Source organism: Pseudomonas fluorescens (assembly GCF_002837185.1).
Lineage (GTDB): Bacteria > Pseudomonadota > Gammaproteobacteria > Pseudomonadales > Pseudomonadaceae > Aquipseudomonas > Aquipseudomonas fluorescens_AM.
In genome coordinates this window covers 50965-77517 of sequence record NZ_KZ477988.1, presented here as the reverse complement: position 1 = coordinate 77517, position 26553 = coordinate 50965, and the positions used below count along the sequence as shown (strand labels likewise).

Below are 26553 nucleotides of genomic sequence, written 5' to 3'. Positions count from 1 at the left end.
ATGTCTGCTGCCAAATCCATTGATATCAAGAAAAGTGTGGTCGACACGGTCCTCGCCGGGCTGATTTCGCTGATCGTGTTCGGCCCGATTGTCGGCGTGGTGCTCGACGGCTACAGCTTCAACCTGGAGCCTGCGCGCGTTGCCACGTTGGTCGCCATCGTGATGGCCGGGCGTTTTGCCTTGAGCCTGTTCCTGCAAACCCCCAAGGGCGTGAAGATCCTGCAGGGTTTCGAAAGCAGCGGCTCGGGCGTGCACGTGTTGCCGCCGGACTACAAATCGCGGCTGCGCTGGATCATTCCAGCACTGATCGTGATCGCCATCGTGTTCCCGATTTTCGCCAACAAGTACCTGCTGACCGTGGTGATCCTCGGGTTGATCTACGTGTTGCTCGGCCTGGGGCTGAACATCGTGGTGGGCCTGGCCGGTCTGCTCGACCTGGGTTACGTGGCGTTCTACGCCATCGGTGCCTACGGCCTGGCGCTGGGTTACCAGTACCTCGGCCTGGGCTTCTGGAGCGTGCTGCCACTGGCGGCGATCGCGGCGGCGTTGGCGGGGTGCATACTCGGGTTCCCGGTGCTGCGAATGCACGGCGACTACCTGGCCATCGTGACGTTGGGCTTTGGTGAAATCATCCGCCTGGTGCTGAACAACTGGCTGTCGTTTACCGGCGGGCCAAACGGTATGCCGGTGCCTTCGCCGACGTTCCTGGGCCTTGAGTTCGGCAAGCGCGCGAAGGATGGCGGGATTCCGTTCCACGAGTTCTTCGGTCTCGATTACAACCCCAACATCAAGTTCATGTTTATCTACATCGTGCTGTTCCTCGTCGTGCTGGCGGTGCTGTACATCAAGCACCGCCTGACCCGCATGCCGGTCGGCCGCGCGTGGGAGGCCTTGCGCGAAGATGAAATCGCCTGTCGCTCCATGGGCCTGAACCATGTGCTGGTCAAGCTATCGGCATTCACCATTGGCGCGTCCACCGCCGGGTTGGCGGGGGTGTTCTTTGCCAGCTACCAGGGCTTCGTCAACCCGTCGTCGTTTACCTTCTTCGAGTCGGCGTTGATCCTGGCCATCGTGGTGTTGGGCGGCATGGGCTCGACGGTGGGTGTGGTGATCGCCGCGTTCGTACTGACCGTGGCGCCTGAACTGCTGCGCAGCTTCTCTGAATACCGCGTACTGCTGTTCGGCGTGTTGATGGTGGTGATGATGATCTGGAGGCCGCGCGGCTTGATTCGCATCAGCCGTACCGGCGTGGCGCCACGCAAGGGGGTAGCACCATGAGCAAGGAAGTCGTGCTGTCCGTCGAACACCTGATGATGCACTTCGGGGGCATCAAGGCCCTCAGTGATGTGAGCCTGCAGGTCAAGCGCAATTCGATCTTTGCCCTGATCGGCCCCAACGGCGCCGGCAAGACCACGGTGTTCAACTGCCTCACCGGCTTCTACAAGGCCAGCGGCGGCAAGATCGAACTCAACGTGCGGGGCAAGCGAACCAACGTCATCCAGTTGCTGGGTGAGCGCTTTGAGGCCACCGACTTCGTGTCGCCGAAAAGCTTTTTCAGCCGTGTGTACTACAAGATGTTCGGCGGCACCCACCTGGTGAACCGCGCCGGCCTGGCGCGGACCTTCCAGAACATTCGCCTGTTCAAGGAAATGTCGGTGCTGGAAAACCTGCTGGTGGCCCAGCACATGTGGGTCAACCGCAATATGCTCGCGGGCATCCTCAACACCAAGGGCTACCGCAAGGCTGAAAGCGATGCCCTCGACCACGCTTTTTACTGGCTGGAAGTGGTCGACCTGGTGGACTGCGCCAACCGCCTGGCCGGCGAGCTTTCCTACGGCCAGCAGCGCCGTCTGGAAATCGCTCGCGCCATGTGCACGCGGCCGCAGATCATCTGCCTGGACGAACCGGCAGCGGGCCTCAACCCTCAGGAAACCGAAGCCCTCAGTGCGATGATTCGCCTGCTGCGCGACGAACACGACCTCACGGTGGTGCTGATCGAACACGACATGGGCATGGTGATGAGTATTTCCGACCACATCGTGGTGCTGGACCACGGCAACGTGATCGCCGAAGGCGGGCCGGATGCGATCCGCAACGACCCGAAAGTGATTGCCGCCTACCTGGGCGCGGACGAAGAGGAGCTGGTATGAGCGGGCCTATCCTCGAAATGAAGGACCTGGACGTGTTCTACGGCCCGATCCAGGCCCTGAAAAAAGTCTCGCTGCATATCAACGAGGGCGAAACCGTCAGCCTTATCGGCTCCAACGGCGCGGGCAAATCCACGCTGCTGATGTCGATCTTCGGACAGCCACGGGCCGAGTCGGGGCAGATTCTCTATAACGGCGTGGACATCACCCACAAGTCGTCCCACTACATTGCCTCCAATGGCATCGCACAGTCGCCGGAAGGGCGACGGGTATTCCCCGACATGACCGTCGAGGAAAACCTGCTGATGGGCACCATCCCCATTGGCGACAAGTTCGCCGGTGAGGATATGCAGCGCATGTTCGAGCTGTTCCCACGGCTCAAGGAGCGGCGCAACCAGCGGGCGATGACCATGTCCGGCGGCGAACAGCAAATGCTCGCCATCGCGCGTGCGCTGATGAGCCGGCCCAAGCTGTTGCTGCTCGATGAGCCGAGCCTGGGCCTGGCGCCGATTGTGGTGAAACAGATCTTTTCCACCCTGCGCGAGCTGGCATCCACCGGGATGACTATCTTTCTGGTGGAGCAGAACGCCAACCACGCCCTGCGCCTCTCGGACCGGGCCTATGTGATGGTCAACGGCGAGATTCGCCTGACGGGGAGCGGCAAGGAGTTGCTGGTGAACGAGGAAGTGCGCAACGCCTACCTCGGCGGTCACTGACTGCGCAATACCCTGTGGGAGGGGGGCAAGCCCCCTCCCACATTTGATTTCGAGTGGCTTTTGAAATTGTGGAAAACAATTCCAGCCCCCCTCCAAAGCGCGACATATAGCCGCCGCAAATACCTGTTTTGTCACAGTTTTGACTTGTCCCCATCCACTGTGGAACCGGCTGTGGGTAACGTGGTGGTACATGGCTGAAAGCCTTTGAATACGTGGCCTGCAGGCTTGTGGTTGTTTTTTGATCAGTGGCTTTTTCACGGTCGTCCGAGGGTTTTGTCAACCTGTTTAAAGACACAGGTATATGACCGAAATAGGTCAGTTCAGCCTGTGGATAAGTCTGTGACTAAACTCTGGAAAGACCGCCGCAGAGGCCGGAATGACTGGCCTGTAGCCATCGTTCGCATCTCATCGAGTGAAATTGCCTGCATACGCCCTGCATCCTGGTCAAGCAAAAAACTTTGCGCAAACACCTGCAAGCCTTGTATACCGTGGCCCGAGGCGATGTGCACTTGCCCCCAAAGACTGTGGGCGCAGTTGTGGATAACCTGCGCGTACATGGCTGCAGGCCGCGATTCATATAGCTCTGCCAGGGATGGTTAAAAAATGATCAGTCCGGCATGAGGGTGTGCGCATAGCGGTTGCCGCAACGGCGGCGTAAGGGCATTCTGCTGGCAACTTTTTTCGTTGCCCGCAAGGAGAACACCATGTCCGACACGCTGTTTATTACTGGCGCCACTTCAGGTTTCGGAGAAGCCTGTGCCCGCCGTTTTGCCGAGGCCGGCTGGAAACTGGTGCTCACTGGCCGGCGTGCCGAGCGCTTGAATGCGCTGGTCGAAGAACTCTCCAGGCAGACCGAAGTGCATGGTCTGGTGGTGGATGTGCGTGATCGCCAAGGCATGGAAGAAGCCATCGCCAACCTGCCCCCAGCGTTCGCCAAGCTGCGCGGGCTGATCAACAACGCCGGCCTGGCCGTGGGCACTGACCCTGCGCCCAAGTGCAACCTCGACGATTGGGAAACCATGGTCGACACCAATATCAAGGGCCTGTTGACCACCACCCACCTGCTGCTGCCGCGCCTGATCGCCCATGGCCGTGGCGCCGGGATCATCAACCTGGGTTCCATCGCCGGCAGTTACCCCTACCCGGGCAGCCACGTGTACGGCGGCTCCAAGGCGTTTGTAAAGCAATTCTCGCTGAACCTGCGCTGCGATCTGCAAGGCACCGGCGTGCGGGTGACCAACATCGAGCCGGGCTTGTGCGAGAGCGAGTTTTCCCTGGTGCGTTTCGGTGGTGATCAGGCGCGCTATGACGCGACCTATGCCGGCGCCGAGCCGATCCAGCCGCAGGATATTGCCGACACAATCTTCTGGGTGCTGAACACGCCGGCGCACGTGAATATCAACCGGCTGGAACTGATGCCGGTGAGCCAGACCTGGGCTGGGTTTGCGATTGAGCGTGGGGCCAAGTAAGGCTTTAGACCGAGTCGCTGCCATCGGGGGCAAGCCCCCTCCCACAGGTTGAAATGCGTTCCAAATGTGGGAGGGGGCTTGCCCCCGATGGCGTCAAATCGGCCAAAAACAGGCCATAAGGTACACTCCACCTTTGAAAACCCCACCGCACCCTGCGGTTTAAAGGTTTTGACGGGAGGAAATGTGAGTAACCGAGGTGAGCAGGCACTGCTCAAACAATCGACCATCCTGATGTTCGCAGTCGCGATCGCCGGGATTGTCACGGGTGTGATGTCCGGCGCCCAATCCATTCTGTTCGACGGCTTTTTCTCGCTGATCGCCACCGCCATCAAGGTGCTGATGCTGATCACGGCCAAGCTGATCGCCAAGAAAAGCAACGAGCGTTTCCAGTTCGGCTATTGGCACCTGGAGCCGATGGTGCTGTTGATCGAAGGCAGCTTCCTGCTGCTGATCGCCATCTACGCGTTTCTCAACGGTGTGTTCGGCATTATCAATGGCGGTCGCGAAATCGAGTTGGGGCTGGTGATCGTGTATGCGGCGGTGTTTACCGTCGTGGAGTTCGCCTACTTTTTCTATGTGCGCTACCGCAACCGCAGGTTGAAATCCTCGCTGATCCAGTTCGACAACATCAGTTGGCTGGTGGACGCAATGCTGTCGGTGGGCTTGCTGATCAGCTTTCTGGCGGCACTGTTGCTCAAGTCCCAGGGGTATGGCGAGTGGGCGGTGTACGTCGACCCGCTGATCCTGATTCTACTGGCCCTGAGCATGCTGGCGCCGGCGTTCAAGATCCTGCGCCCGGCCTTGCGTGAGGTGCTGGGCATTGCCCCGGATCACTTGGACGACACCGTGCGCGAAGTGATGGACGCGGCGCAGGCCAGGCATGGCTTCGACGACTACGTGTCCTACGTGCAGAAGCACGGGCGGGCACGATTCATTGAAATTCATGTGGTGTTGCCGGCCGATTACCCAGTGGATAAGGTCGCGACCCTCGACGGGTTGCGCGAAGAGATATCCACAGCGCTGGGCACGCCGGATGCGGCGCGCTGGTTGACGATCAGTTTTACTGGGGATCGAAAGTGGATTGCGTGAGGGCTGTCAGACCGAGGTGAGGCTATCGGGGGCAAGCCCCCTCCCACATTGGACCGGGTTCACAGCAGTCAAGTGTGGGAGGGGGCTTGCCCCCGATGAGGCCCTGAAGGTCAGCCCAAATGCCGGATCAGACCCTGATAGCAAGTCGCCAAATGATAAGGCGTGGTAGAAGGCATGTCCCTCCGGCTCACCTGACCCTCGGCATCCAGGCATTCATGCCAGCCCTTCGCATGCAGGAAATGCTCTTGCAGCGCCAGCAATTGACGCTGCAGCACGGCCTCGCTGCCGGGGCGCAAGGTCAATGCCCGCAGGTACTCGGCCTGGGCCCAGATACGCTGGGTGCCGTCGCGCACCGTGCCATCCACGGACAGCATGCCGCTGACCGCACCACTCAACTTATCCACACCGGTCTGTTCGGCATAGGCGAACGCCCGTGTCAGCGACGCATGCAGCGGTGTGCCGCGCAATACTTCTGAGGATTCCAGCAAAAAGAACCACTCGAACTGGTGCCCTGGCTCAAACCAGTTATCCACAGCACCCAGCGGTTTCTCCAACATCACGCCATGCTGGCGATCAATGAAGCGTTGCTGCATGGCCGCCGCCAATGCCAGCAGGGCCGCTTGTACCTCGGCGTCGTCACGCACTGCGAGGGTGGCGAGGAAGCCTTCGGCCAGGTGCATCAACGGGTTTTGCAACGGGCCCGACTTGAGCGAGGCCCAGTTGCGGTCCAGCACCGCTTCGTACAGGCCGTCACCGGTTGCGAAACGTTGGGCGACCACTTCGAGCGCGGCATTGAGCACCGACTCCACCAAGGGTTCACGTACCTTGGCCCAGTATTGCGCGCAGGCAAAGATGATAAAGGCGTGGGTGTAGAGGTCTTTGCGTTTATCCAGTGGCTGCCCGGCCGGGTCGATGCTGTAGAACCAGCCGCCGTGTTCGGCGTCGTGGAAGTGCCGTTGCAGGGAACGGAACAACTCTGCCGCGCGCGCTTGCGCGAAGGCCGTGCCGGGCTCACCGATCAGGCTGGCAAACAGGTACAACTGGCGGGCGCAGGCCATGGCGCGGTAGCGTTGCGGGGGCAGTGGCTGATGATTGGCGTCCAGCGCCTCGAAGGGCAGCGCCAGCTCGGCATTCCAGCCCGGGCCTTGCCACAGCGGCACGATCAGGTCATGGAAGTGCGTGAGCACGGAATTCAAAGCGGGCACAGAAGCGATGGGCATTGGCTGGCGTCGTCACGGCAGGGGTGTGGCGCGCATGTTATCAGGCTTGGGAACTGTGGTGTCTGTGGCGCCGCTATCGGGGGCAAGCCCCCTCCCACCTTCGACCGCATTTCAACGTTGGAACGCGGTTAACTGTGGGAGGGAGCTTGCCCCCGATGAGGCCTTCAGCAGCGCTGAAGATCAGCCCGCCAACAACCAGGCCCCAGTCGCCGCCGAAGCCGCCCCCGCCACCCGCACCAACGGCGCTGCCGCCGCAGGCAGGAAACGCACCACCGCATAACCCGCCGCATGCAACGCAGCCGTCGCGCCGACAAACCCTGCCGCGTACGCCCAGGGGCTGGACATGTCCGGCAGCTCCAGGCCATGGGCCACGCCATGGAACAACGCAAACAACGCCGTTGCCCCCACCGCCACGAACAGCGGTGGCCGCACGGCCAGCGCTACCGCCAGGCCCAGCGCCAGCACCGATGCGGCGATCCCGCTTTCCAGCGCCGGCAGTTGCAGGCCTTCAAAACCGAGCATGCCACCGATCAACATAGTGCCGACAAAGGCACAAGGCAGCGCCCAGCGTGCGTTGCCTTTTTGCTGCGCCGCCCACAGGCCGACCGCAACCATCGCCAGCAGGTGGTCGAGCCCGCCCAGTGGGTGGCTGATGCCGGCGACCAGGCCATTGTCGCCGTGGCCCGGGTGCGCGAAGGCGAGGGCGGGGGTCAGCAGCAGCGCGGCGGCGGCGAACAGTTTCTTGAGGTTCATAAACAGACTCCGTAGGGGGATCAGGCAGCGGTCAGCAGGCCTTGACGTTCGATGAAAGCGACGATTTCATCCAGGCCGACGCCGGTTTTCTGATTGCTGAACACAAAGGGTTTGCCATTGCGCATGCGTTGGGTGTCGCTGTTCATCAATTCCAGCGAGGCACCCACCAGTGGCGCGAGGTCGATCTTGTTGATCACCAGCAGGTCGGATTTGCAAATACCGGGCCCGCCCTTGCGCGGCAGCTTGTCGCCGGCGGACACATCGATCACGTAGATGGTGAGGTCCGACAGCTCGGGGCTGAACGTCGCCGACAGGTTATCGCCGCCGGACTCCACCAGAATCAGGTCCAGGCCCGGAAACCGGCGGTTGAGCTGGTCCACCGCCTCCAGGTTGATCGAGGCATCTTCGCGGATCGCCGTGTGCGGGCAGCCGCCGGTTTCCACGCCGATGATGCGTTCCGGCGCCAGGGCCTGGTTGCGCACCAAAAAATCTGCGTCTTCGCGGGTGTAGATGTCGTTGGTAACCACCGCCAGGTTATAGCGCTCGCGCAGCGCCAGGCACAGGGCCAGGGTCAGGGCGGTCTTGCCGGAGCCGACCGGGCCGCCGATGCCGACGCGCAGGGGTTGTGTGTTCATGGTGGGTTCTCCAAAAAAGCCTCAGGAACGGAACAGGCGGCTGTACTGGCGCTCGTGGGCCATGCACGCCAAAGACAGGCCAAACGCGGCGCTGCCAAGGTGATCGGGTTCGACGCGGCCAGCCGTCTGCTGGGCCTGCTGCAACAGTGGCAGCAGTTCGCTGGTCAGGCGCTGCGCGGCTTGCTGGCCCAGGGGCAGGGTCTTCATCAGCACCGCCAACTGGTTTTCCAGCCAGCTCCAGAGCCAGGCCGCGAGGGCGTCATCGGGGCGGATGGCCCAGGCCCGTGCGGCCAGCGCCCAGCCAAGGGCCAGATGGGGTTCAGGCTGTTGGTCAAGGAAATCACGGGCGTCGGCGTCTAACTCCGGCAGGCCACAGAGCAATTGTTGCAGGGAGTAGCCCATCTGCCGACTCTCCTGATACAGCTCGCGGGTTTCGCGGCTGGCACGGTGTTCTTCACACAACTGCGCCAGGCGCGGCCAGGCCTGTTCAGCGGCGGCGCGGCAATGGGCGAGCAGCAACGGCGCTTCGAAACGCGCGAGATTGAGCAACAATTGATCGCTGATCCAGCGCCGCGCGCTGGCGGCATCGTTGACGCGACCGTTCTCCACCGCCATTTCCAGGCCCTGGGAGTAGCTGTAGCCGCCAATCGGCAACTGCGGACTGGCCAGGCGCAACAGCGCCCAGGCCGGGTTCATGGACGCACGCCGAACTGATGCAGTCTGGGCGCGTAATTGAAGTCTTCGTCGCCATGGCGCGAGTGATGATGACCGCCGCCATAGGCCCCGTGTTCGGGTTGGAAAGGCGCCTCGATGGCGTGCGCATCGGCGCCCAACTGTTCAAGCATGGCCTTGAGCACATAGTCATCAAGCAGGCGCAGCCAGCCATCGCCGACCTGCAGGGCCACATGGCGATTGCCCAGGTGATAGGCCGCGCGGGTCAGTTCAAAGGCGTTGCGGCAGGTGACGTGCAGCAGTTGCTCAGGGCGTGCGCAGACACGTACGACGCGTCCGTCTTCGGCTTGCAGGAATTCGCCATCGTGCAGCGGCGGTTGCCCACGCTCCAAAAACAGGCCGACGTCTTCACCGTCGGCACTGAAACAGCGCAGGCGGCTTTTGCTGCGAGCTTCGAAGTTCAGCAGCAGCTCGGCGGCCCAGAGGGCTTGCGGGGCGATTCGGCGGTGGATCACCAGCATCGGAGGGTTTCCAGCTATGAACGATAAGGGTGCTAGAGCAAGGGGCTTGCCAACCCCGCAGGCACGTAGGAAATTCCTGTCAGCAGGGCACGAATGCCACACGGCAGGGCACTCACTGAATGCGCCTGTGATGCAAGTTGGTGCGTTGTAGCGGGCTGAAGCACCGGGAAGGGGCATTTTGCGTGGAGTACGCTGGCGTATTGCATGAAATTTCTTTCATCCAATTCTTCATTTGGTTTTAAGGAATTATCCTACAAGAGCCCGGGAATAGGCCTTCGTGAGTTTACGTGGTGGTTCTTTAAGATTCGCGCCGTGTTTAATCCGCCGCGATGTTCATCATGTTCAAGTCACTTATCTGTTCTGTCGTCGTCAGCCTGTCTTGTCTTATCTCCTCAGCCTCGGCCACTCTTCAACAGCCACCGATGTTTGTTTCCGCCCATGCATCGTCTTCCGTCGAAAATGTGATCGACCGCGCCCATCAACTGCTCGGCACACCCTACAAGTTGGGCGGTACGTCTACCGATCAAGGGTTCGATTGCAGCAGCTTCCTGGTCTATCTGTTCAAGACCCAAGCCAATATCCAGCTCCCGCGCACCACGACTGCGATGCACCGTTCAACGGCCGCGACCATCAAGCGCACGGCGTTGAAGCCGGGCGACGCGGTCTTTTTCAAAGGCAATGGGCAGGGGCGAGTGAGTCACGTCGGGCTGTATATCGGCGAGGGCAAATTCATCCATTCACCGCGTACCGGCAAAAACGTACGTATCGATTCGTTGAGCAATAGCTACTGGAACAGGAACTACACCACCGCCAAGCGCTTTCATAAGGCCGGCTGAGCGTATTACTCGGTGCTGCCCAGGCCTTGCCAATGCTTGAGGCCGATAAAGATAAAGCGCAATTGCTGGGTGATTTTCGCCTGGGGCGTGAGGTGGGCAGGCAAGGCCTGGGCGGGCGGGTCGATGATATCGGGCAGGGTGGCGAACACGCTCTTGACGATCAGGTCGGCCATTACGTGCAAGCCGTCGGCATCCAGGTGTTGCAGCTTGGGCATCAGCGTAAGGTCGGCCGCCAGGTCGCGGGTGATATCTTCGCGCAGCGCGCCGATGGCTTGGCGCACGGCCAGGCAACCACCGTATTGTTCGCGGGCCAGGAACAGGAATTGGGAACGGTTGGCCGAGACCACATCGAGAAAGATCCGCACGGACGCATCGATGATCCCGCCCATGACGAATTCGTTGTGGCGCACCAGGCGAATCGTGGCGCGGAACGTCTGGCCGACTTCACTGACCAATACGAGCCCAAGCTGGTCCATGTCGGCAAAATGGCGATAGAACCCGGTGGGCACGATACCCGCTGTCTTGGCCACTTCGCGCAGGCTCAAGCTGCCAAACCCACGGCCACACTCCATCAGATGGCGGGCAGCGTCCATCAGGGCGAGGCGAGTCTGTTGCTTCTGTTCGGCGCGGGGCAGCATGAGCGGATGGGCTTTGTCGGCGAGTACAGCGACGCACTCTAGCAAAACCGCTTTGCCGGCGTCGAACTTGGCGGGGGGCAGACGTGACGCGGTCTATATAAAAGCGAAAGCCCGATCGGCAGATCGGGCTTTTTTCTGGGCCACCACGGGCTTAGCTCTGTGCTTGATGCAGTTCTTGCAGACGGTCGGCACCACCTTCAGCGATACCTTGGGTGTAGGCGCGGTCATTGGCTTGTTCAGCGCCGCCTTCTACCAGACCTTTTTCTTGCAGGCGGTCGTTGCCACCTTCAGTCAGGCCTTCGGTGTAGGCACGTTTGTTGGCCTGCTCCGAACCGTTTTCAGCGACAGCGCCTTTAGCGTAGTCACGGTTTTCATCTTCCTGCGAACCGCTGCGGGCCAGGGTCTGGCTCGACTGCACGGCCTGGGCCTGGTTCTGTGGGGTGGCCTGTTCGGCGGCTGGCAGGGCAAAGGCACTGGAAGCCAGGACGGATAACAGGACGGTAGCAAGTACTTGGCGTTTCATGAGGGTTGCTCCTTGGGAGGGCGATAAAGTGGGTACAGGGCTAATGCTACTCTTGATAAGTCGATATAAAAGTTCATAAACACAATGGTAATAATCAACAGAATTGATTGTTCGCCGGGGACGCTCTAGATCGCGCCTCTCAAGCACGCGGTTTTGCACCGCAGTGGGTATTTTCGACACGAACCTGGGTAACAATGGTGCGTGGCGGATGATCAGAAACGGTCTGATCGATCAGGAAAATCGCTTTTTTCGGCTAAATCCGCCGTTGCGTTAAACCCCCGGGCACTTTGCCAGTCGTAGTCCTATAAGCTGTGTAAAAGGCTGTTGCCCAGCCAGTCGTATTCAGGAGTTCTGTGCAATGACGCGCACTCGAAAAATCGTCGCCTGGTGCTGCGCCAGCGTCGTTCTGTTAATTGCCATCGCGGTATTGGTCCTGGTGTTTTTTGACTGGAACCGCATCAAGCCACCCCTCAATGCCAAGGTCTCCGAAGAGTTGCACCGCCCATTCGCCATCAACGGCAACCTGGCGGTGGTGTGGCAGCGTGAGCCCGACGAGGGCGGCTGGCGGGCCTGGGTGCCCTGGCCCCATGTGATTGCCGAAGACCTGAGCCTGGGCAATCCCGATTGGTCGAAGCAACCGCAGATGGTCACGCTCAAGAAGGTCGAGTTGCGTATTTCGCCATTGGCGTTGCTGGCACAACGCGTGGTGATCCCGCGTATCGACCTCACCGAACCGAGCGCCGACCTGCAGCGCCTGGCTGACGGCCGCGCCAACTGGACCTTCAAGTTCGACCCCAAGGATCCCGACGCCGAGCCTTCCAGCTGGGTGGTGGATATCGGCGCCATCGGCTTCGACAAGGGCCACGTCACCCTCGACGACCAGACCCTCAAGACCCGGCTCGATGTGATCATCGACCCGCTGGGCAAACCCATTCCCTTCAGTGAAATCGTCGGAGACGCGGATGCCAAAAAGGCCCTGGAAAAAGGCTCGGCGCCCCAGGACTACGCGTTCGCCCTCAAGGTCAAGGGGCAGTACCATGGCCAGGCGCTCGCCGGCACCGGCAAGATCGGCGGCCTGCTCGCCCTGCAGGACGCGGCCAAGCCGTTCCCGCTGCAGGCCCAGGTCAAGATCGCCGACACCCGCATCGCCCTGGCCGGCACCCTGACCGACCCGCTGAACCTCGGCGCCCTGGACCTGCGCCTGAAGCTCGCCGGTGCCAGCCTGGGCAATCTCTACCCGCTGACCGGCGTGACGTTGCCCGATTCGCCGGCGTATTCAACCGACGGTCATTTGATCGCCAAGCTGCATGAAGCCAGCGGCGCGTCGTTCCGCTATGAAAACTTCAACGGCAAGATCGGCAACAGCGATATTCACGGCGACCTGGCCTACGTGGCCAGCCAGCCACGGCCCAAGCTCAGCGGCGCGCTGGTGTCCAATCAGCTGCTGATGGACGACCTGGCGCCCCTGATCGGCGCCGATTCCAATGCCAAGCAGAAAGCTCGTGGCGGTGAAAGCAAGCAACCGGCGACCAAGGTGCTGCCGGTCGAAGAGTTCCGCACCGAGCGCTGGCGCGAGATGGATGCCGACGTGGAATTCACCGGCAAACGCATCGTGCACAGCGCCGAGCTGCCGTTCACCGACCTCTATACGCACCTCGTACTCGACAACGGTGAGCTGAGCCTGGAGCCCCTGCGCTTCGGGGTGGCCGGCGGCAAGCTCGATGCGCAGATCCGCTTGAACGGCCGTACCGCGCCGATGGAAGGCCGGGCGAAGCTCACGGCGCGTAACTTCAAGCTCAAGCAGTTGTTCCCAAGCTTTGAGCCGATGAAAACCAGCTTTGGCGAACTCAACGGCGACGCCGATATTGCCGGGCGCGGCAACTCCGTGGCAGCGCTGCTGGGCACCGCCAACGGTGACCTGAAGATGCTGATCAACGACGGTGCGATCAGCCGTGGCCTGATGGAAATCGCCGGCCTCAACGTGGGCAATTATGTGGTGGGGCGCCTGTTTGGCGACAAGGAAGTGAAGATCAACTGCGCCGCGGCAGACTTCGGCATCAAGACTGGCCTGGCGACCACCCGGTTGTTTGTGTTCGATACCGAGAACGCGATCATCTACGTCGATGGTACGGCGAATATGGCGACCGAACAGTTGGACCTGACCATTACCCCGGAGTCCAAGGGCTTCCGCCTGTTCTCCCTGCGCTCACCGTTGTATGTGAACGGGCCGTTCATCAAGCCCAATGCGGGGGTCAAGGCCATTCCCCTGGCGCTGCGTGGCGCGGGCATGGTCGCGCTGGGTGTGATCGCCGGTCCGGCGGCCGGGTTGCTTGCACTGGTTGCCCCAAGCGGCGGCGAGCCCAATGCCTGCGCACCGTTGCTGCAACAGATGAAAGAAGGCAAGGCGCCCAAGACTGTGAAGTAACGGACTGCACCTGAAAGCAAATGTGGGAGGGGGCTTGCCCCCGATAGCGGTATATCAGCCAATACATCGTTGACTGAACCACTGCTATCGGGGGCAAGCCCCCTCCCACATGGGTAGTGCTGTGCGGCTGATTACAGGCCTTCTAGAATATCCGCCATGTCATCGGCGTGTTCTTCTTCCTGGGCCAGGATATCTTCGAAGATGCGACGAGTTGTCGGGTCCTTGTCGCCGATGTACTGGATGATCTCGCGATAGCTGTCTACCGCGATCCGCTCGGCCACCAGGTCTTCGTAGACCATCTCTTTCAGCGAATTGCCCGCCACGTATTGCGCGTGGGAGTTCTTCGACAACAGGTCGGGGTTGAACTCCGGCTCGCCGCCCAACTGCACGATGCGTTCGGCGAGTTTGTCGGCGTGCTCGGCTTCCTGGGTGGCGTGTTCCAGGAATTCATCGGCGGCGACGCTGGCTTTCAGGCCGCTGGCCATGAAGTAGTGACGCTTGTAGCGCAACACGCAGACCAGCTCGGTGGCCAGCGATGCGTTGAGCAAGCGGATAATCTCTTCGCGGTCGGCGTCATAGCCTTCGGTCACGGCACCGTTTTCGACGTTCTGGCGGGCGCGGCTGCGCAGGGTCGCAACGTCAGTCAATTGTGCTTCAGTCATCTCAATCTCCTGGGGCTAATCCGGTTTTACGCCACGCTCTGCCGGCGTGATCGCTCCCAGTTGTGAGTGGCGAGAGAGGCGAAAAGTTTTATCGGATTTAACAGGATGTGTCACGACTGGGTCTGACGGGTGTCGTCCAGCGCTCCGACAGGACCACTCCACCCAAGGTCAGCAACCCTCCCACGAGGTGATAAAGCGCCAGCTCTTCCTTCAGCACCACCGCCGCAATCAAGGCGGTAATCAACGGCAGCAAGTTGAAAAACAAGGTGGTACGGCTGGGCCCCAGGGTTTTGACCGAGTGCATCCACGCCAGCGGCGCCAGCATCGAAGCCAGCAGGCACGCATACAGCACCAGCGGGATATTCGCCCAGCCCAGGCCTGCCTTGGCCGAGCACAGGAACAGCGGTAACAGCACCACCACCGCCACCAGCACTTGCAAATACAACAGCACCAACGGCGGCAGGCGCAGTTGCCACTTTTTCAGCAAGGTGCTGTAGACCGCGTAGGCCAGGGTGGCGACCAGCATCATGCCGTCACCGAGGTTGATCCCGTGTTGCAGCAACGCGCCCGGGCTGCCGGATGACACCACCACCACAACCCCCGCGAACGACAGCACCGCGCCAGTCAGCGCGCCATAGGTCAGGCGCTGGCCCAGGCTGATGATGGCGGCAGTCAGGGCCATCAGCGGCATCAGCGAGAGGATGATGCCCATGTTGGTGGCGCTGGTCAGCGTGGCTGCGTAATAGGCCAGGCTTTGATACACGGCCATGCCCAGCACGCCGAGGATGAAGATCTTGCCCAGGTTTGGGCGAATCAGTGCCCAGTGGGCGATCACCGGCTTGAGCATGAACGGAGTGAACAGCAGCGCCGCGAACAGCCAGCGATAAAAGCCGATTTCAGCCGGGAAGATCGAACCCACCGCCAGTTTGTTGACCACGGTGTTGCCGGCCCAGATCAGAATGGCCAGCAGGGGATACGCGTATTGCATCGAAAGCACACCCAGTGTGTTGAAGAGGCGGGATTATCCCTTGTCTGGATCGCAGCCTATACTGCGATCCAGACAACCCGCCCTCGAATCCAGACAATATGTCCAGACACACCGTACGCCTGCCCGATTTCGTCCGCTTGCCGAGCCCGGTGTACTTCCGCTATTGCGACTTTGCCCCGGACACCGAATGCACCCCGCACCAGCACGCCTGGGGCTCGCTGGACTACTCGGCCAGCGGGGTGATGCGCATGGAAGTGGCCGGCAGCCGTTTTATGTCGCCGCCGCAGTACGCGGTGTGGGTGCCGCCGCATACCGAGCACAGTTCCTACAATGCCGAGGCGATCGTCTACCACTCGGTGGGCCTGGCGCCGGCCCTGTGCGAGCAATTGCCCAGGCAGCCCTGCACCCTGGCGATCAGTGACATCCTCAAGGCGATTCTCAAGGATTTCGCCCTGCGCGACGTTAATCGGCCGCAGACCGACGCCGATATCCGCCTGGCCCAGGTGCTCGTGGACCAACTCAAGCAGGCGCCGATCCACGATTGCTTCCTGCCTTACGCGCGCCATCCCGGCCTGCTGGGGGTGCTGGAAGGCATGCAGGCGCAACCGGGCGACAACCGCCCGCTGGCGCAATGGGCCGAGCAGGTGCATGTCAGCGAACGCACCCTGGCGCGCCGGTTTGTGCGCGAACTGGGCATGAGCTTTGGTGAGTGGCGCCAGCGCCTGCGCTTCCTGGCGGCCATTGAAGCGCTGGACAGCGAGCGCAGCGTGCAGCAGGTGGCATTTGACCTGGGCTACAGCAGCGCCTCGGCCTTTATCGCGATGTTCCAGCGCCATGCCGGCTGCACGCCGGAGCAATACCGTCGGGCGAATCTTCGCGGCCGGTGAAGTTGTAACAGGCTTTGACTACACTGCGCTGTAGGCCGCGCCCTTCGGCGCGGTAACAGGGAGAAAATTCCATGAAGATGCTGCGTATTGCGCTGTTGATGATGGGCGTGCTGCTGTGTTCCCAGGGTTTTGCCGCCACCGCCCAGCAAAACAAAATGACCACCTGTAACGCCGAGGCCACCACCAAGACCCTCAAGGGCGATGAGCGCAAGGCTTTCATGAAGACCTGCCTGTCGACCCCGGCCGCCAACGACGCCAAGACCCTGACCCCGCAGCAGCAAAAGATGAAAGACTGCAATGCCGAGGCCAAGACCAAAGCCCTGGCGGGCGATGCGCGCAAGACCTTCATGAGCACCTGCCTGAAGAATTGATAGCCCCAGGCCATAGAGGCTGAGACACTTGCACACAGCCCCCCTGTAGGAGCGAGCTTGCTCGCGAAGAACTCAATTACCCCGCGTTTATTCAGAATAAACGCGTTATCGTTGGCGGCCTTCGCGAGCAAGCTCGCTCCTACACATCCTTTAACGCCGTTCGTTTTGAGGCTGTATGCCAACGTTTTCTCAGCGTCATGTGTTGTTGCTGGCCAGCTACATCATTATTTTCGGCGGACTGCTGCTGGTGCTGCCGCTGAAATTGCTGCCCAGTCTGCTGGCCGGCCTGTTGGTCTATGAACTGGTCAACATGCTCACCCCCCAACTGCAACGGCTGATCGAAGGGCGGCGTGCGCGCTGGCTGGCGGTGGCCCTGCTCGGCACCCTGATCGTCAGCGTACTTGCGCTGATCTTCGCCGGCGCCATCAGCTTTCTGCTCCATGAAGCGGAAAACCCCGGCGCTTCGCTCGACAAGTTCATGGGTGTGGTTGACCGTGCGCGCGGCCAGTTGCCGCCGTTCCTGGACGCCTACCTGCCGGCCAGCGCCGCCGAGTTTCGCGTGGCCATCGGCCAATGGCTGAGCAAGCACCTGAGCGAACTGCAACTGGTCGGCAAGGACGCCGCGCACATGTTCGTCACCTTGCTGATCGGCATGGTGCTGGGCGCGATCATCGCCCTGCAGCGCGTGCCCGACCTGACCAAGCGCAAACCCCTGGCCGCGGCGTTGTTCGACCGCCTGCACCTGCTGGTCCAGGCGTTTCGCAATATCGTCTTCGCCCAGATCAAGATCGCCGCGCTCAACACCGCTTTCACCGCTGTGTTCCTTGCCGTGGTCCTGCCGCTGTGCGGTATTCACCTGCCGCTGACCAAAACCCTGATCGTATTGACGTTCCTGCTCGGCCTGCTGCCGGTGATCGGCAACCTGATGTCCAACACCCTGATCACCATCGTGGCCCTGTCGTTGTCGATCTGGGTGGCGGTGGCGGCGCTGGGGTATCTGATCGTGATCCACAAGGTCGAGTACTTCCTCAACGCGCGCATCGTGGGCGGGCAGATCAGTGCCAAATCGTGGGAATTGCTGCTGGCGATGCTGGTGTTCGAAGCCGCATTCGGTTTGCCGGGGGTGGTGGCGGGGCCGATTTACTATGCGTATCTCAAGAGTGAGCTGAAGCTGGGGGGGGTGGTTTGAAAGCAGCTGCAAGCTGCAAGCTTCAAGCTTCAAGCTTCAAGCTGCAAGTGAGAGCGGGCTTGCTTCTACTTGCAGCTTGAAGCTGAAAACTTGCCGCTTAAACTCCGTAGCGCTTGCTCGCCTCAATCGCCAAGCCACTCCCAATACTGCCGAAGATATTGCCTTCCACGTGCCGCGCATTCGGCAGCATCGCCGAAATGCTGTGGCGCAGCGCCGGGATGCCGCTGGAGCCGCCGGTAAAGAACACCGTGTCCACCTGGGCCACGCTCACCGAGGCGTCATTGAGCAACTGCGTGACGCTCGCGCGCACCCGTTCCAGCAGGTTGTCGATGGATGATTCGAACAGTGCCCGGCTCAGGTCCACGCTCAGGCCCGCTTCGATACGGTCCAGTGGTACATGGCGGCTGTCGGTCTGGGTCAGCTGGATCTTGGTCTCTTCCACTTCCATGGCCAGCCAGTGTCCGGCGCGCTGTTCGATCAGCTTGAACAGGCGGTCGATGCCGCCGGTGTCTTCGATGTCGTAGCGCATGCTGCCCAGGGCCAGTTGGGACTTTTGCGAGTACACCGAGTTGATGGTGTGCCAGGTGGCCAGGTTCATGTGGTGGCTGGTAGGCATGTAGGCGCCGCTCTTCATGCGGCTGCCATAGCCGAACAGCGGCATCATGCCGGCCAGCGAGAGCTGTTTGTCGAAGTCGGTGCCGCCGATGTGCACGCCGCCGGTGGCAAGGATGTCGCTCTGGCGGTTGTCGTTGTGGCGGCGATCCGGCGACAGACGCACCAGCGAAAAGTCGGACGTACCGCCGCCGATGTCGACAATCAGCACCAGCTCTTCTTTTTCAATGGTGGACTCGTAGTCGAACGCTGCCGCAATCGGTTCGTACTGGAACGAGATGTCCTTGAAGCCGATCTTGCGCGCCACGTCCACCAGGGTGTTCTCGGCTTCCTGGTCGGCCATCGGGTCGTCATCGACGAAAAATACCGGGCGGCCCAGTACCACTTCTTCGAACTCGCGGCCGGCGTTGGCTTCGGCGCGGCTCTTGAGCTGGCCGATAAACAGCGCCAGCAAGTCGGTGAACGGCATCGCGGTGCCGAGCACGCTGGTGTCGTGTTTGATCAGCTTGGAGCCCAGCAGGCTCTTGAGCGAGCGCATCAGCCGGCCTTCGTAGTTTTCCAGGTATTCATGCAGGGCCAGGCGGCCGTACACCGGGCGACGCTCCTCGAAGTTGAAGAACACCACCGACGGCAAGGTGATCTTGTCGTCCTCCAGCGCGATGAGCGTCTCCTCGCCGGGGCGGATCCAGCCGACGGTGGAGTTGGACGTGCCGAAGTCGATGCCGCAGGCACGGGCTGGGGATGGGTTTTTCATGTCTATCGGGTTCCGGTTGAAAAACGGCCGCGCAGTGTATGCCAGTCGCAGGCGCTTGCGTAGGCCGACCATCCGTTAAATCGCGCTTGAAAGTACGGGATTTGCCCCCACATCTGATGCATACGGCTGATGCCGATAACACTTTGACGTACCCCCGAGCCACAACCCTCAACAGGTGCAAACCAGCGCACGTTGTGCCCCGGGCAGTGCGATCTCGATAAAGGATGGTGAACCGCCGATGGATTTCAAAGATTACTACAAGATTCTGGGTGTCGAGCCGACGGCCGATGACAAGGAAATCAAGGCTGCCTATCGCAAGCTCGCACGCAAATATCACCCCGATGTAAGCAAGGAAAAAGACGCCGAAGCCAAGTTCAAGGACGCGTCCGAAGCCTATGAGGCGCTTAAAAGCGCCGACAAGCGAGCCGAGTACGACGAACTGCGCAAATACGGCCAGCACGGCCAGCCGTTCCAGGGCCCGCCGGGCTGGCAGAGCCGTGGTGGCTACGGCGGCGGCGGCGCGGGCACTGAGGACTTCTCCGATTTTTTCAGCTCGATCTTTGGTGGGCGCGGCGATGCCTTCGGTGGCGGCCAACGCCGTCCTGCCGGGCGCAAGGGCCAGGACGTGGAGATGCAACTGACGGTGCACCTCGAAGAGACGCTGTCCACCGAGTCCAAGCAGATCAACTTCCAGGTGCCGCAATACGACGCCTCGGGCCGGCACGTCAGCAACACCACCAAGAGCCTGAACGTGAAGATCCCCGCCGGCGTGGCCGACGGCGAGCGCATCCGCCTCAAAGGGCAGGGTGCACCGGGCATCGGTGGTGGCGCCAATGGCGACCTGTACCTGATCATCAAGTTTGCGCCACACCCCAAGTTTGAAGTGGACGGCGAAAACCTGATCATCAACCTGCCCCTGGCGCCATGGGAATTGGCACTGGGCGCGGAAGTGGCCGTGCCGACCCTCACCGGCAAGATCAACCTCAAGGTGCCCGCCGGTAGCCAGAATGGCCAGCGCATGCGTGCCAAGGGGCATGGGTTGCTGAACAAGGCCGGGCAGCGCGGTTACCTGTTCGTGCAGCTCAAGGCCGTGATGCCTAAAAGCAGCGACGAGGAGGTCAAGGCCTTGTGGCAGGAGCTGGCGCAGAAAGCGGCGTTCAACCCGCGCGAGCATTTCTGAGCGGCGATAAATAGCTAGGGCTTTGCACGCCGGGCGATCGGATAGGTTGGTTTCTTTTCCAGCCCGTCATGGATGGCCCTACTATGTCAGAACAACCCGCTACCACTGCCCCCGAAGGCACTTTCAATGTTGACCTTCGGGGCGTTCACTACGACTTCCTCAAAGAGCGCGTGCCTGCCTGGTTCAACCAAGGCACCGTCCAGCGCCAGGAGGAACTCGCCAACCACGAAATGGAACTGCCCAGTTGGTACCTGAGTGCCACGGCGCAGGAAAAAACCACACTGGCTGACAGCCACACCCGCTACCGCGAGACCTTGAATAAGGTGGAGAGAAGCCTGGGCACTGTCCAGGATGTGCTGGCCTTTGCCGAGCAACCGCTTAAAGACGCGATCAAGAAACGCTTCAACCTGGAGCTGGACGTCAACCACGTCTACTTTGCGCGCAAGTATGGGTTCAAGGACCGTGACGACCTGTTCGGGGTGTTTGTCTTCGACCAAGTCAGCGACCCGGCGCTGCGGTATGAATACCGCACTGTTTCTTTACTTGAAGCCGCCCTGGCCAATTTTACCCCGCAGGAAGAGCAAGCGAGTCCGTGCGCCGATTGCCAGATCATCACGACCGTGAGCGCTTCGTCTGGCGGTGAGGTCATCCCGACCTCAAGTGTGTTGACTTCGCACGCTCTGCCCATCCCTGCCCATGAGTTCGCCCAGCTGTGCCGCACCCTGGACCTGGGGACTTTGTATCAGCAGCACATCACCGCCATCGTCAAGCCAGACGACGCAACCGCACGCACGGTGCTGGAGCAGCAGCTGCAAGAACACCAGCGTCAACTGCTGGCGCTGAGTGCCGAGGTGGCTGTTCGCAGGCCTGAGTGGGGGATCAAGCCCGATGCCTACCGCATGATCCAACAGGTCATCGCTGACCCCGGTAGCGCCAGGCTCGATGGCAAGCCGGTGACGTTTGTCGGGCTCAAGGTATTTGGCGCCCAGTTGGTGGGCCCGTTGCTGATCGGGCCGGACCGTAATAACAGCGACAGGGTCGAGCGGCTGGTGGTGTATATCCCCAATGACCCCCAGCAACCGCTCAAGGAGTATGCCTCCCGCGGCGATTTTATGGCCGACCTGCGCACGCGTTTGCACAGCGCGTCGTACCGACGTTTTTTCAGCCGTTTTGTGGCTCAACGCGAGCAGGGTATTTTTTTCCGGCATTTCAATGCGCTGTACAAACCCGCCAACGGCAATGGGGCTGCAGGCGATTACCCGCTGGCGTCAAACCCGGTGAAATTGCCCCTGGATGAGTTGAGCATTACCGGCAACCTGTGGGAGCAACTGCGCGCGGCCCAGGTGCGCAAGATTCTGGCCGACGCCCGCGCTGTGGCCGTGCCCACCGGGGACGAAGACTACAAGGCGCGCATTGACCGCCTGGAAAGCTACACGAGTGCGGTCGTCAGCGTGTTCAACCTCTTGGCGTTTGTGGTGCCCGGGCTCGGGCCGGTCATGCTGGCGGTGGGCGCAGCGCAGATGTGTACTGAAGTGTATGAAGGCATTGAGGCCTACGAGCAGGGCGACCTGAAGACGATGTGGGCACACTTTTCCAGCGTCGCGCTGAATGCGGCGATGCTGGCGACCGGGGCCAAGGTATTGCCCGAGGTCAAACTGGTGAGCATGGTTGATAACCTCAGGCCCGTCACCCTGGCAACTGGCAAGCAGGTGTTGTGGAACCCTGACATGACGCCCTACAAGGTGCCACTCGAACTGCCTACGGATGCCAAGCCAGACGCCTTGGGGCTCTACGCGCACAACGGGCAGAAGGTGTTGCCCCATGAAGGCGACCACTATCAAGTCCGGCAGGCACCCGACACCGGCGAGTACCGCATCCAGCACCCCAGTCGTCCCGGCGCGTATGAACCGCTGCTGGAACACAACCACGCCGGCGCCTGGAGTCATGAAGTCGAAGAGCCGTTGACCTGGGACCAGCCGACCCTGATGCGGCGCCTGGGGCTGGAGCAGCGTGGGCTGGACACCGAAACGCTGGAGCAGGCGCGTGCCGCCAGCGGCATCGAAGAAGACGTGTTGCGCCAGACCTTTGTCGAGCATGAACCGGTGCCCTTGTTGCTCGAAGACACGATCCAGCACTTCAAGGTCCATCAAGAACTGACGACCTTTGTCGAGCAAATGCACAGCGCCGACCCGGCGGTGTACGCCCAGGCTGACCCGGTGCTGCAATTGCAGATGATGCGGCGGCGCGGGATGTTGCCCGTTGACAGGCCGCTTCGGGTCATGAGCGACAACAGAGTGCTCTGGGAAGAGGACGCCTCGGTGGCTGCTTCCCCGCTCGTCGTAGGGGTCGCGCCAAGCCAGATAGCGCGCGGTGAGTTGCTCAAAGAAGTGTTGATCAGCTTGCGAGACGTTGACCCCACCCTCAAGGAAATCCCGGGTACCGCCGAAGATTCACTCACTGTGCGGGCCGCCAAGTTGCGTCAGTACCTGGGCGACTCGGTGCAGATTTTCAAGGGTCCGCTGGTGGAGGAGCGCTACAAGGCACTGACCGCCTCGCAGGACCCCGACGTGCACTGGATCCTGGCAAGCTATCCCAAATTACCGACGGCGGTGGCCGAACACCTGGTCACACGCCTGAGTGCCGAGCAACTGCAAACCTTGCGCCGCACCGGGCTGTTGCCTGAAGACCTTGCCGAGCAAGCGCGATGGTGTGAACAGGAAACACGGGTCTCCCGCGCTTATGAGGGGCTGCACCTGGACACCCTGGCAGACATAGACAGCCAGCGCCTGGCGTTGCGCACCCTGGAGACTTTGCCAGGGTGGCCGCGGGGCACACGGGTGGAGCTGCGCCAGTATTCAGCGCAAGGGCCTCTACTGGATGCAATCGGTTCCCCGGACGTCACTGCCAGGACGTTGGTGCAAAAGGACAACGGTCTGTTCGAGGCGTCCCCGCCCAGGGATTTCTACGCGGCGGCCTGGGACCTGTTATCCGCCACCGAGCGCCAGGCGCTGGGCTTTACCGATGCGTTGCAAATGAAAGCCGCCCTCCAGCGAACGCCCCTGCCGCGTGCGCCGCTGCGTACGGTGTTGCTGGAGCACCCGCTGCTCAAGCCAAGTGTCGATCCGACACTGCGACTGTTGGGCGGTGGTCGTGGCTTTCGTAAGCTGGCGGCGAGGATTTTTGGGCCTTCAGAGGCGACGGTAAAAGAGCGGCGACTGAAACGGGTACGTGATTTGTACCCCTCCATGGCTGAGGACGACGTCACTGCATTTATCGAGTCATTGGGTGAGGATATCGAAGGTGGGCTCAGCCGCCGGGAAGCCGAGCTGAAGACGTTGACGAAGGCATTGGGTGACTGGGTCAAAGCCAACTCACCGCAACCCACTGCCGGACAGGCGCGCCATTTTTCTTCCGCGCAGTACATCAGCGATACCCTCATGAGTCACTGGCGTCGTGAAGTGACGGGCTCAATGCACTTGCTAGGGAGGGGATTGGAACTGCCGGCATTGAGCGCCGACTTCAGTCATGTCAACACGCTTGAACTGCACAATGTCAGGTGGACTGCGAACGCGGACGCTTTCCTTGAAAACTTCACTCACCTGCGAGGGTTGACGGTGACAAGCAGTGGGCTCACCACGCTGCCCGTCGTGGTCGGTGAAATGAACAACCTGACGTCGTTGGACTTGGCCTCCAACGGCATTCGGTTGACCTCCCAAAGCGCCGGACTGCTGAGCGCCCTTGGCAACCTTGAAGTGCTTTACCTCACCAATAACCCGCTGGGCATAATGCCGGACTTCAGCGCTATGCCCCGGCTGAGAAACCTGAACTTAAGGAATACGCAGCTGAGCCAATGGCCAAGGGGGCTGGAGGCGCACACGGGGCTGGAATCCGTTGACTTGAGCCATAACCTTCTGCGCGAGGTGCCCCAGCGCAACCTCAACCCAGCGCCTGAGCAGCTCGAAGCGAGTGCGCGACTCAATGCCGTCACCTTGCTTGAGGGCAACCCATTTCCTGCCGATTACTGGCAGCAATTCGACAACTACTGGCAACGCCTGAATCAGGTCCGGCCGGATCTGGTGAAAAGTGCGCGCGACAGGGCGTTTGACAACGGCAACCCTGTGCTTGAAAAAGTGCGCCGCCTGTACCCGAACAAGCGTATGCAAGAGGCCAGGGAGTGGATCTGGAACCTGGGCGCCGGTGCCGAGGCGCAGCTGACCCGGCTGGAATTGGAATTCAATACCCTGGAGCGGCAGTTGAGCGCCTGGACGCTTTCGGGCGCGGGTGAACGTCAACGCTACGTACGAACTAATGAACGGCAAGCTAACGCAGGAAGGCTGGATGACCGTTACCGCGCCAAGGAGCGCATTCTCGCCTGCTGGCGCCGGGAAACCCCGCAATTGCTCAGCAACGACGGGCAGCCGATTGGCCTGGAGCTGGACTTGAGTCGCCTGACACTGCCGAGCTTGCCGGACCTGGAGGCCGATTTCAGCCATGTCGGCTCACTCAAGTTGAACAACATGGGCCTGAGGACCTCGCCCGAAGGCTTCCTCTCACGCTACACACATGTGCGTTGGCTGGACCTGGCAAACAACCTGCTGCACGAATTGCCGCCGGCCCTGGGCGAAATGCACGGTCTGACCCGTTTGTTCCTGAATAACAATCACATTCGCCTGAGCCCCGCAACGGCGCAAATCCTGTCGCAGCGTGTGACCTTGCGTGCGCTATGGCTGCACAATAACGTGCTGGGCATCACACCGGACTTCAGCCTGATAACCGACATGCGCTCCCTCAGCCTGAATAACGCTGGCATCGATACCTGGCCAATCGGTTTGGTTGAGCAGCCGTTGTTGGACCAGATAGAGTTGAGTAACAACACCATCACAACCATTCCGGCTTCCGTCATTGCACCGCCTGAGGAACAGTTGGCGCAGACGGCGCGGGTCAATAACCTGACGTCCGTATCCGGCAACCCCTTGACTGCGGACACCTTGCAACAGGTTCGGCAATACAACCTGCGTCTTGAACAGGCGGGCTTGGCGTCAGCGCAAAACCCGAACCGCTTGGTGACCACCGCACTGAACATCCGTGCCGCTGTGGTGCCCGGTGCGGCTATGCGGCAGGCGTTCGAGCGCTGGGCGCGAAACCTTCCTGCAGACCAGGTGAGCGCCAGGAGTGCCCAGTGGCACGCGCTACGGGGTGAGGAGCGCGCCGGCCCGTTCTTTGACATCCTTGATCGTCTACAGCCAGCAGGCCCCGGCCAGGCTGACCTGCAGCGTCGCGTTTGGGAAGTGATCGACAGCATCAGCGAAAACACTGCGGAATCGGACACACACCGCAAGGAACTGTTCGACTTGGCTGGCGAGCCCGGTTGTTGTGATCGCGCCGCGTTTTCCTTCAGCAACCTGGAGGTCAGGACGCTGGTCTTCAGGGCGCGGGCTCAGGCGGCGGGGCAGGCAGAAGGCGTACAGCTATCGAGTCTGTCCAAAGGGTTGTTCCGTTTGCACGCGGTCGACACGTTCGCCTCGGCGGACATTCAGCGTAGCGAAGCCATCGTCAACGACTCTGCGGTGTCGATGGCAGACAAGTTGCCGCATACCCAACGCCTGTTGGAAGAGGTGGAGATCAGGCTGGCGTATCGCTTCGGCCTCAAGGACCGTCTGCAGTTGCCGGGGCAACCGCAACAGGTCAGCTTCACCCAGATGGGCGCTGTCACCCCGGCCATGCTGGATGCCGCCTACGAAAAAATCATCGCCATGGACAACTCCGTTGAGGAGTTTCAGGCCCTGTTGTCCCGTGAATTCTGGCAGGAGTATGTGACTCACAGATACCGCGCCCAATTTGATGCGCAGAGCGAGCCTTATCAGCGGCAGCTGTCCGAATTGCAGGCCACGCGCGCCGCCGGGGAATTGGCCCAACCTGCCTATAAGGCGCAGGTCGATGACTTGCAGGCTCGGATGGCGATTAAGGAAAGCGAATTGATCCATACGCTGAGCCGTCAGGAAATCGCTGAAATCCTGCTGCCAAAGGACGAACTTGAAGTGCTGGTCGATCCTGGCAAGCGCACAGCGCGTGAGTTACAGCTCTCACAGGCACGAGCCATCGAGTTCAATGGGAAACAGTACTTTGTTGCCAGTCTGCCCGACGGGGATGGCGAGCATTACCTCTTGTGGGTGCAGGCACCGGACAACCCGTTTGCGTTGGTCAGCAGTTCGATTCTCGCCAAGCCCGATGTCGATGGGGTGTGGAGAGTATGACGCGGATGGAAA

22 protein-coding genes are annotated in these 26553 nt (G+C 61.1%); 12 read left to right on the top strand and 10 right to left on the bottom strand.

The annotated features are described in order from the left end of the window. The 5 genes from livM (at nt 1) to CIB54_RS05220 (ending at nt 5421) form a co-directional block, all read left to right on the top strand. On the top strand, nt 1-1278 hold the full coding sequence (livM, locus tag CIB54_RS05245) for a high-affinity branched-chain amino acid ABC transporter permease LivM (RefSeq protein ID WP_065951494.1): 1278 nt from the start codon (nt 1-3) through the stop codon (nt 1276-1278). Then, nucleotides 1275-2150 (top strand): ABC transporter ATP-binding protein, encoded by an 876-nt coding sequence (locus CIB54_RS05240; RefSeq protein WP_065951493.1) that lies wholly within the window; start codon nt 1275-1277, stop codon nt 2148-2150. The genes livM and CIB54_RS05240 overlap by 4 nt, the downstream gene beginning before the upstream one ends. After that, nucleotides 2147-2863 carry an ABC transporter ATP-binding protein gene (locus tag CIB54_RS05235; protein WP_065951492.1) on the top strand — a complete coding sequence of 239 codons (717 nt, stop codon included), beginning with the start codon at nt 2147-2149 and terminating at the stop codon, nt 2861-2863. The genes CIB54_RS05240 and CIB54_RS05235 overlap by 4 nt, the downstream gene beginning before the upstream one ends. A gap of 704 nt (nt 2864-3567) precedes the next feature. Beyond that, on the top strand, nt 3568-4332 hold the full coding sequence (locus CIB54_RS05225; RefSeq protein ID WP_065951490.1) for an SDR family oxidoreductase: 765 nt from the start codon (nt 3568-3570) through the stop codon (nt 4330-4332). A 183-nt stretch (nt 4333-4515) separates the two neighbouring features. Next, complete coding sequence (locus CIB54_RS05220) at nt 4516-5421, top strand: cation diffusion facilitator family transporter (protein WP_101218914.1); 906 nt, start codon at nt 4516-4518, stop codon at nt 5419-5421. Between the two features lie 110 nt (nt 5422-5531). Here the strand turns inward: CIB54_RS05220 and CIB54_RS05215 are convergent, their stop codons facing one another. The 5 genes from CIB54_RS05215 to ureE form a co-directional block, all read right to left on the bottom strand. Beyond that, nucleotides 5532-6641 (bottom strand): AGE family epimerase/isomerase, encoded by a 1110-nt coding sequence (locus tag CIB54_RS05215; RefSeq protein WP_101218912.1) that lies wholly within the window; start codon nt 6639-6641, stop codon nt 5532-5534. A 180-nt stretch (nt 6642-6821) separates the two neighbouring features. Further along, complete coding sequence (locus CIB54_RS05210; protein WP_101218910.1) at nt 6822-7394, bottom strand: HupE/UreJ family protein; 573 nt, start codon at nt 7392-7394, stop codon at nt 6822-6824. A 20-nt stretch (nt 7395-7414) separates the two neighbouring features. Then, nucleotides 7415-8029, bottom strand: coding sequence for an urease accessory protein UreG (gene ureG / locus CIB54_RS05205; protein ID WP_057724209.1), 615 nt, complete (start codon nt 8027-8029; stop codon nt 7415-7417). A gap of 21 nt (nt 8030-8050) precedes the next feature. Beyond that, the gene (locus tag CIB54_RS05200) at nt 8051-8725 is read right to left on the bottom strand and encodes an urease accessory protein UreF (protein WP_065951486.1); all 675 of its coding nucleotides are present in this window, start codon (nt 8723-8725) and stop codon (nt 8051-8053) included. After that, a complete protein-coding gene (gene ureE, locus CIB54_RS05195; RefSeq protein ID WP_101218908.1) occupies nt 8722-9222 on the bottom strand; it encodes an urease accessory protein UreE in 501 nt (166 codons plus the stop codon). The genes CIB54_RS05200 and ureE overlap by 4 nt, the downstream gene beginning before the upstream one ends. A 338-nt stretch (nt 9223-9560) precedes the next feature. Here ureE and CIB54_RS05190 point away from each other — a divergent pair, with 338 nt between their 5' ends. Next, complete coding sequence (locus CIB54_RS05190; protein WP_101219039.1) at nt 9561-10058, top strand: C40 family peptidase; 498 nt, start codon at nt 9561-9563, stop codon at nt 10056-10058. 5 nt (nt 10059-10063) lie between these two features. On the opposite strand, the gene CIB54_RS05185 is transcribed toward CIB54_RS05190, so the two are convergent. Then, nucleotides 10064-10696, bottom strand: a complete 633-nt coding sequence (locus tag CIB54_RS05185; protein ID WP_017526383.1) for a TetR family transcriptional regulator — start codon at nt 10694-10696, stop codon at nt 10064-10066. Nucleotides 10697-10847: 151 nt separating this feature from the next. Continuing rightward, a complete protein-coding gene (locus CIB54_RS05180) occupies nt 10848-11219 on the bottom strand; it encodes a hypothetical protein (protein WP_065951484.1) in 372 nt (123 codons plus the stop codon). Nucleotides 11220-11577: 358 nt separating this feature from the next. On the opposite strand from CIB54_RS05180, the gene CIB54_RS05175 reads away from it, so the two are divergent. Further along, entirely contained in the window at nt 11578-13644 is a 2067-nt protein-coding gene (locus CIB54_RS05175) for an AsmA family protein (protein ID WP_101218906.1), read from the top strand. A 131-nt stretch (nt 13645-13775) separates the two neighbouring features. Here the strand turns inward: CIB54_RS05175 and CIB54_RS05170 are convergent, their stop codons facing one another. Both CIB54_RS05170 and CIB54_RS05165 read right to left on the bottom strand, forming a co-directional pair. Continuing rightward, on the bottom strand, nt 13776-14306 hold the full coding sequence (locus CIB54_RS05170) for a ferritin-like domain-containing protein (protein ID WP_065951482.1): 531 nt from the start codon (nt 14304-14306) through the stop codon (nt 13776-13778). A 97-nt stretch (nt 14307-14403) separates the two neighbouring features. Beyond that, nucleotides 14404-15294, bottom strand: coding sequence for a DMT family transporter (locus CIB54_RS05165; RefSeq protein ID WP_101218904.1), 891 nt, complete (start codon nt 15292-15294; stop codon nt 14404-14406). 98 nt (nt 15295-15392) lie between these two features. Here CIB54_RS05165 and CIB54_RS05160 point away from each other — a divergent pair, with 98 nt between their 5' ends. From CIB54_RS05160 to CIB54_RS05150, 3 genes are all read left to right on the top strand, one after another. Beyond that, nucleotides 15393-16181: an AraC family transcriptional regulator gene (locus CIB54_RS05160; protein WP_101218902.1), complete on the top strand. Its 789-nt coding sequence runs from the start codon at nt 15393-15395 to the stop codon at nt 16179-16181. A 71-nt stretch (nt 16182-16252) separates the two neighbouring features. After that, nucleotides 16253-16552, top strand: coding sequence for a PsiF family protein (locus CIB54_RS05155; RefSeq protein ID WP_101218900.1), 300 nt, complete (start codon nt 16253-16255; stop codon nt 16550-16552). Between the two features lie 175 nt (nt 16553-16727). After that, a complete protein-coding gene (locus CIB54_RS05150) occupies nt 16728-17741 on the top strand; it encodes an AI-2E family transporter (protein WP_101218899.1) in 1014 nt (337 codons plus the stop codon). A gap of 97 nt (nt 17742-17838) precedes the next feature. On the opposite strand, the gene CIB54_RS05145 is transcribed toward CIB54_RS05150, so the two are convergent. Continuing rightward, nucleotides 17839-19107 (bottom strand): Hsp70 family protein, encoded by a 1269-nt coding sequence (locus CIB54_RS05145; protein WP_101218897.1) that lies wholly within the window; start codon nt 19105-19107, stop codon nt 17839-17841. A 238-nt stretch (nt 19108-19345) separates the two neighbouring features. Here CIB54_RS05145 and CIB54_RS05140 point away from each other — a divergent pair, with 238 nt between their 5' ends. Both CIB54_RS05140 and CIB54_RS05135 read left to right on the top strand, forming a co-directional pair. Next, nucleotides 19346-20287, top strand: coding sequence for a DnaJ C-terminal domain-containing protein (locus CIB54_RS05140; RefSeq protein WP_101218895.1), 942 nt, complete (start codon nt 19346-19348; stop codon nt 20285-20287). A gap of 83 nt (nt 20288-20370) precedes the next feature. Continuing rightward, nucleotides 20371-26541 carry a dermonecrotic toxin domain-containing protein gene (locus CIB54_RS05135; RefSeq protein WP_232790530.1) on the top strand — a complete coding sequence of 2057 codons (6171 nt, stop codon included), beginning with the start codon at nt 20371-20373 and terminating at the stop codon, nt 26539-26541. Nucleotides 26542-26553 lie beyond the last annotated feature (12 nt).

Excerpts from the sequence above, each read along its gene's own strand:
- livM (WP_065951494.1), top strand. The coding sequence starts at position 1 with ATGTCTGCTGCCAAATCCATTGATATCAAGAAAAGTGTGGTCGACACG.
- CIB54_RS05240 (WP_065951493.1), top strand. The coding sequence starts at position 1,275 with ATGAGCAAGGAAGTCGTGCTGTCCGTCGAACACCTGATGATGCACTTC.
- CIB54_RS05235 (WP_065951492.1), top strand. The coding sequence starts at position 2,147 with ATGAGCGGGCCTATCCTCGAAATGAAGGACCTGGACGTGTTCTACGGC.
- CIB54_RS05225 (WP_065951490.1), top strand. The coding sequence starts at position 3,568 with ATGTCCGACACGCTGTTTATTACTGGCGCCACTTCAGGTTTCGGAGAA.
- CIB54_RS05215 (WP_101218912.1), bottom strand. The coding sequence starts at position 6,641 with ATGCCCATCGCTTCTGTGCCCGCTTTGAATTCCGTGCTCACGCACTTC.
- CIB54_RS05210 (WP_101218910.1), bottom strand. The coding sequence starts at position 7,394 with ATGAACCTCAAGAAACTGTTCGCCGCCGCCGCGCTGCTGCTGACCCCC.
- ureG (WP_057724209.1), bottom strand. The coding sequence starts at position 8,029 with ATGAACACACAACCCCTGCGCGTCGGCATCGGCGGCCCGGTCGGCTCC.
- CIB54_RS05200 (WP_065951486.1), bottom strand. The coding sequence starts at position 8,725 with ATGAACCCGGCCTGGGCGCTGTTGCGCCTGGCCAGTCCGCAGTTGCCG.
- ureE (WP_101218908.1), bottom strand. The coding sequence starts at position 9,222 with ATGCTGGTGATCCACCGCCGAATCGCCCCGCAAGCCCTCTGGGCCGCC.
- CIB54_RS05190 (WP_101219039.1), top strand. The coding sequence starts at position 9,561 with ATGTTCAAGTCACTTATCTGTTCTGTCGTCGTCAGCCTGTCTTGTCTT.
- CIB54_RS05185 (WP_017526383.1), bottom strand. The coding sequence starts at position 10,696 with ATGCTGCCCCGCGCCGAACAGAAGCAACAGACTCGCCTCGCCCTGATG.
- CIB54_RS05180 (WP_065951484.1), bottom strand. The coding sequence starts at position 11,219 with ATGAAACGCCAAGTACTTGCTACCGTCCTGTTATCCGTCCTGGCTTCC.
- CIB54_RS05175 (WP_101218906.1), top strand. The coding sequence starts at position 11,578 with ATGACGCGCACTCGAAAAATCGTCGCCTGGTGCTGCGCCAGCGTCGTT.
- CIB54_RS05170 (WP_065951482.1), bottom strand. The coding sequence starts at position 14,306 with ATGACTGAAGCACAATTGACTGACGTTGCGACCCTGCGCAGCCGCGCC.
- CIB54_RS05165 (WP_101218904.1), bottom strand. The coding sequence starts at position 15,294 with ATGCAATACGCGTATCCCCTGCTGGCCATTCTGATCTGGGCCGGCAAC.
- CIB54_RS05160 (WP_101218902.1), top strand. The coding sequence starts at position 15,393 with ATGTCCAGACACACCGTACGCCTGCCCGATTTCGTCCGCTTGCCGAGC.
- CIB54_RS05155 (WP_101218900.1), top strand. The coding sequence starts at position 16,253 with ATGAAGATGCTGCGTATTGCGCTGTTGATGATGGGCGTGCTGCTGTGT.
- CIB54_RS05150 (WP_101218899.1), top strand. The coding sequence starts at position 16,728 with ATGCCAACGTTTTCTCAGCGTCATGTGTTGTTGCTGGCCAGCTACATC.
- CIB54_RS05145 (WP_101218897.1), bottom strand. The coding sequence starts at position 19,107 with ATGAAAAACCCATCCCCAGCCCGTGCCTGCGGCATCGACTTCGGCACG.
- CIB54_RS05140 (WP_101218895.1), top strand. The coding sequence starts at position 19,346 with ATGGATTTCAAAGATTACTACAAGATTCTGGGTGTCGAGCCGACGGCC.
- CIB54_RS05135 (WP_232790530.1), top strand. The coding sequence starts at position 20,371 with ATGTCAGAACAACCCGCTACCACTGCCCCCGAAGGCACTTTCAATGTT.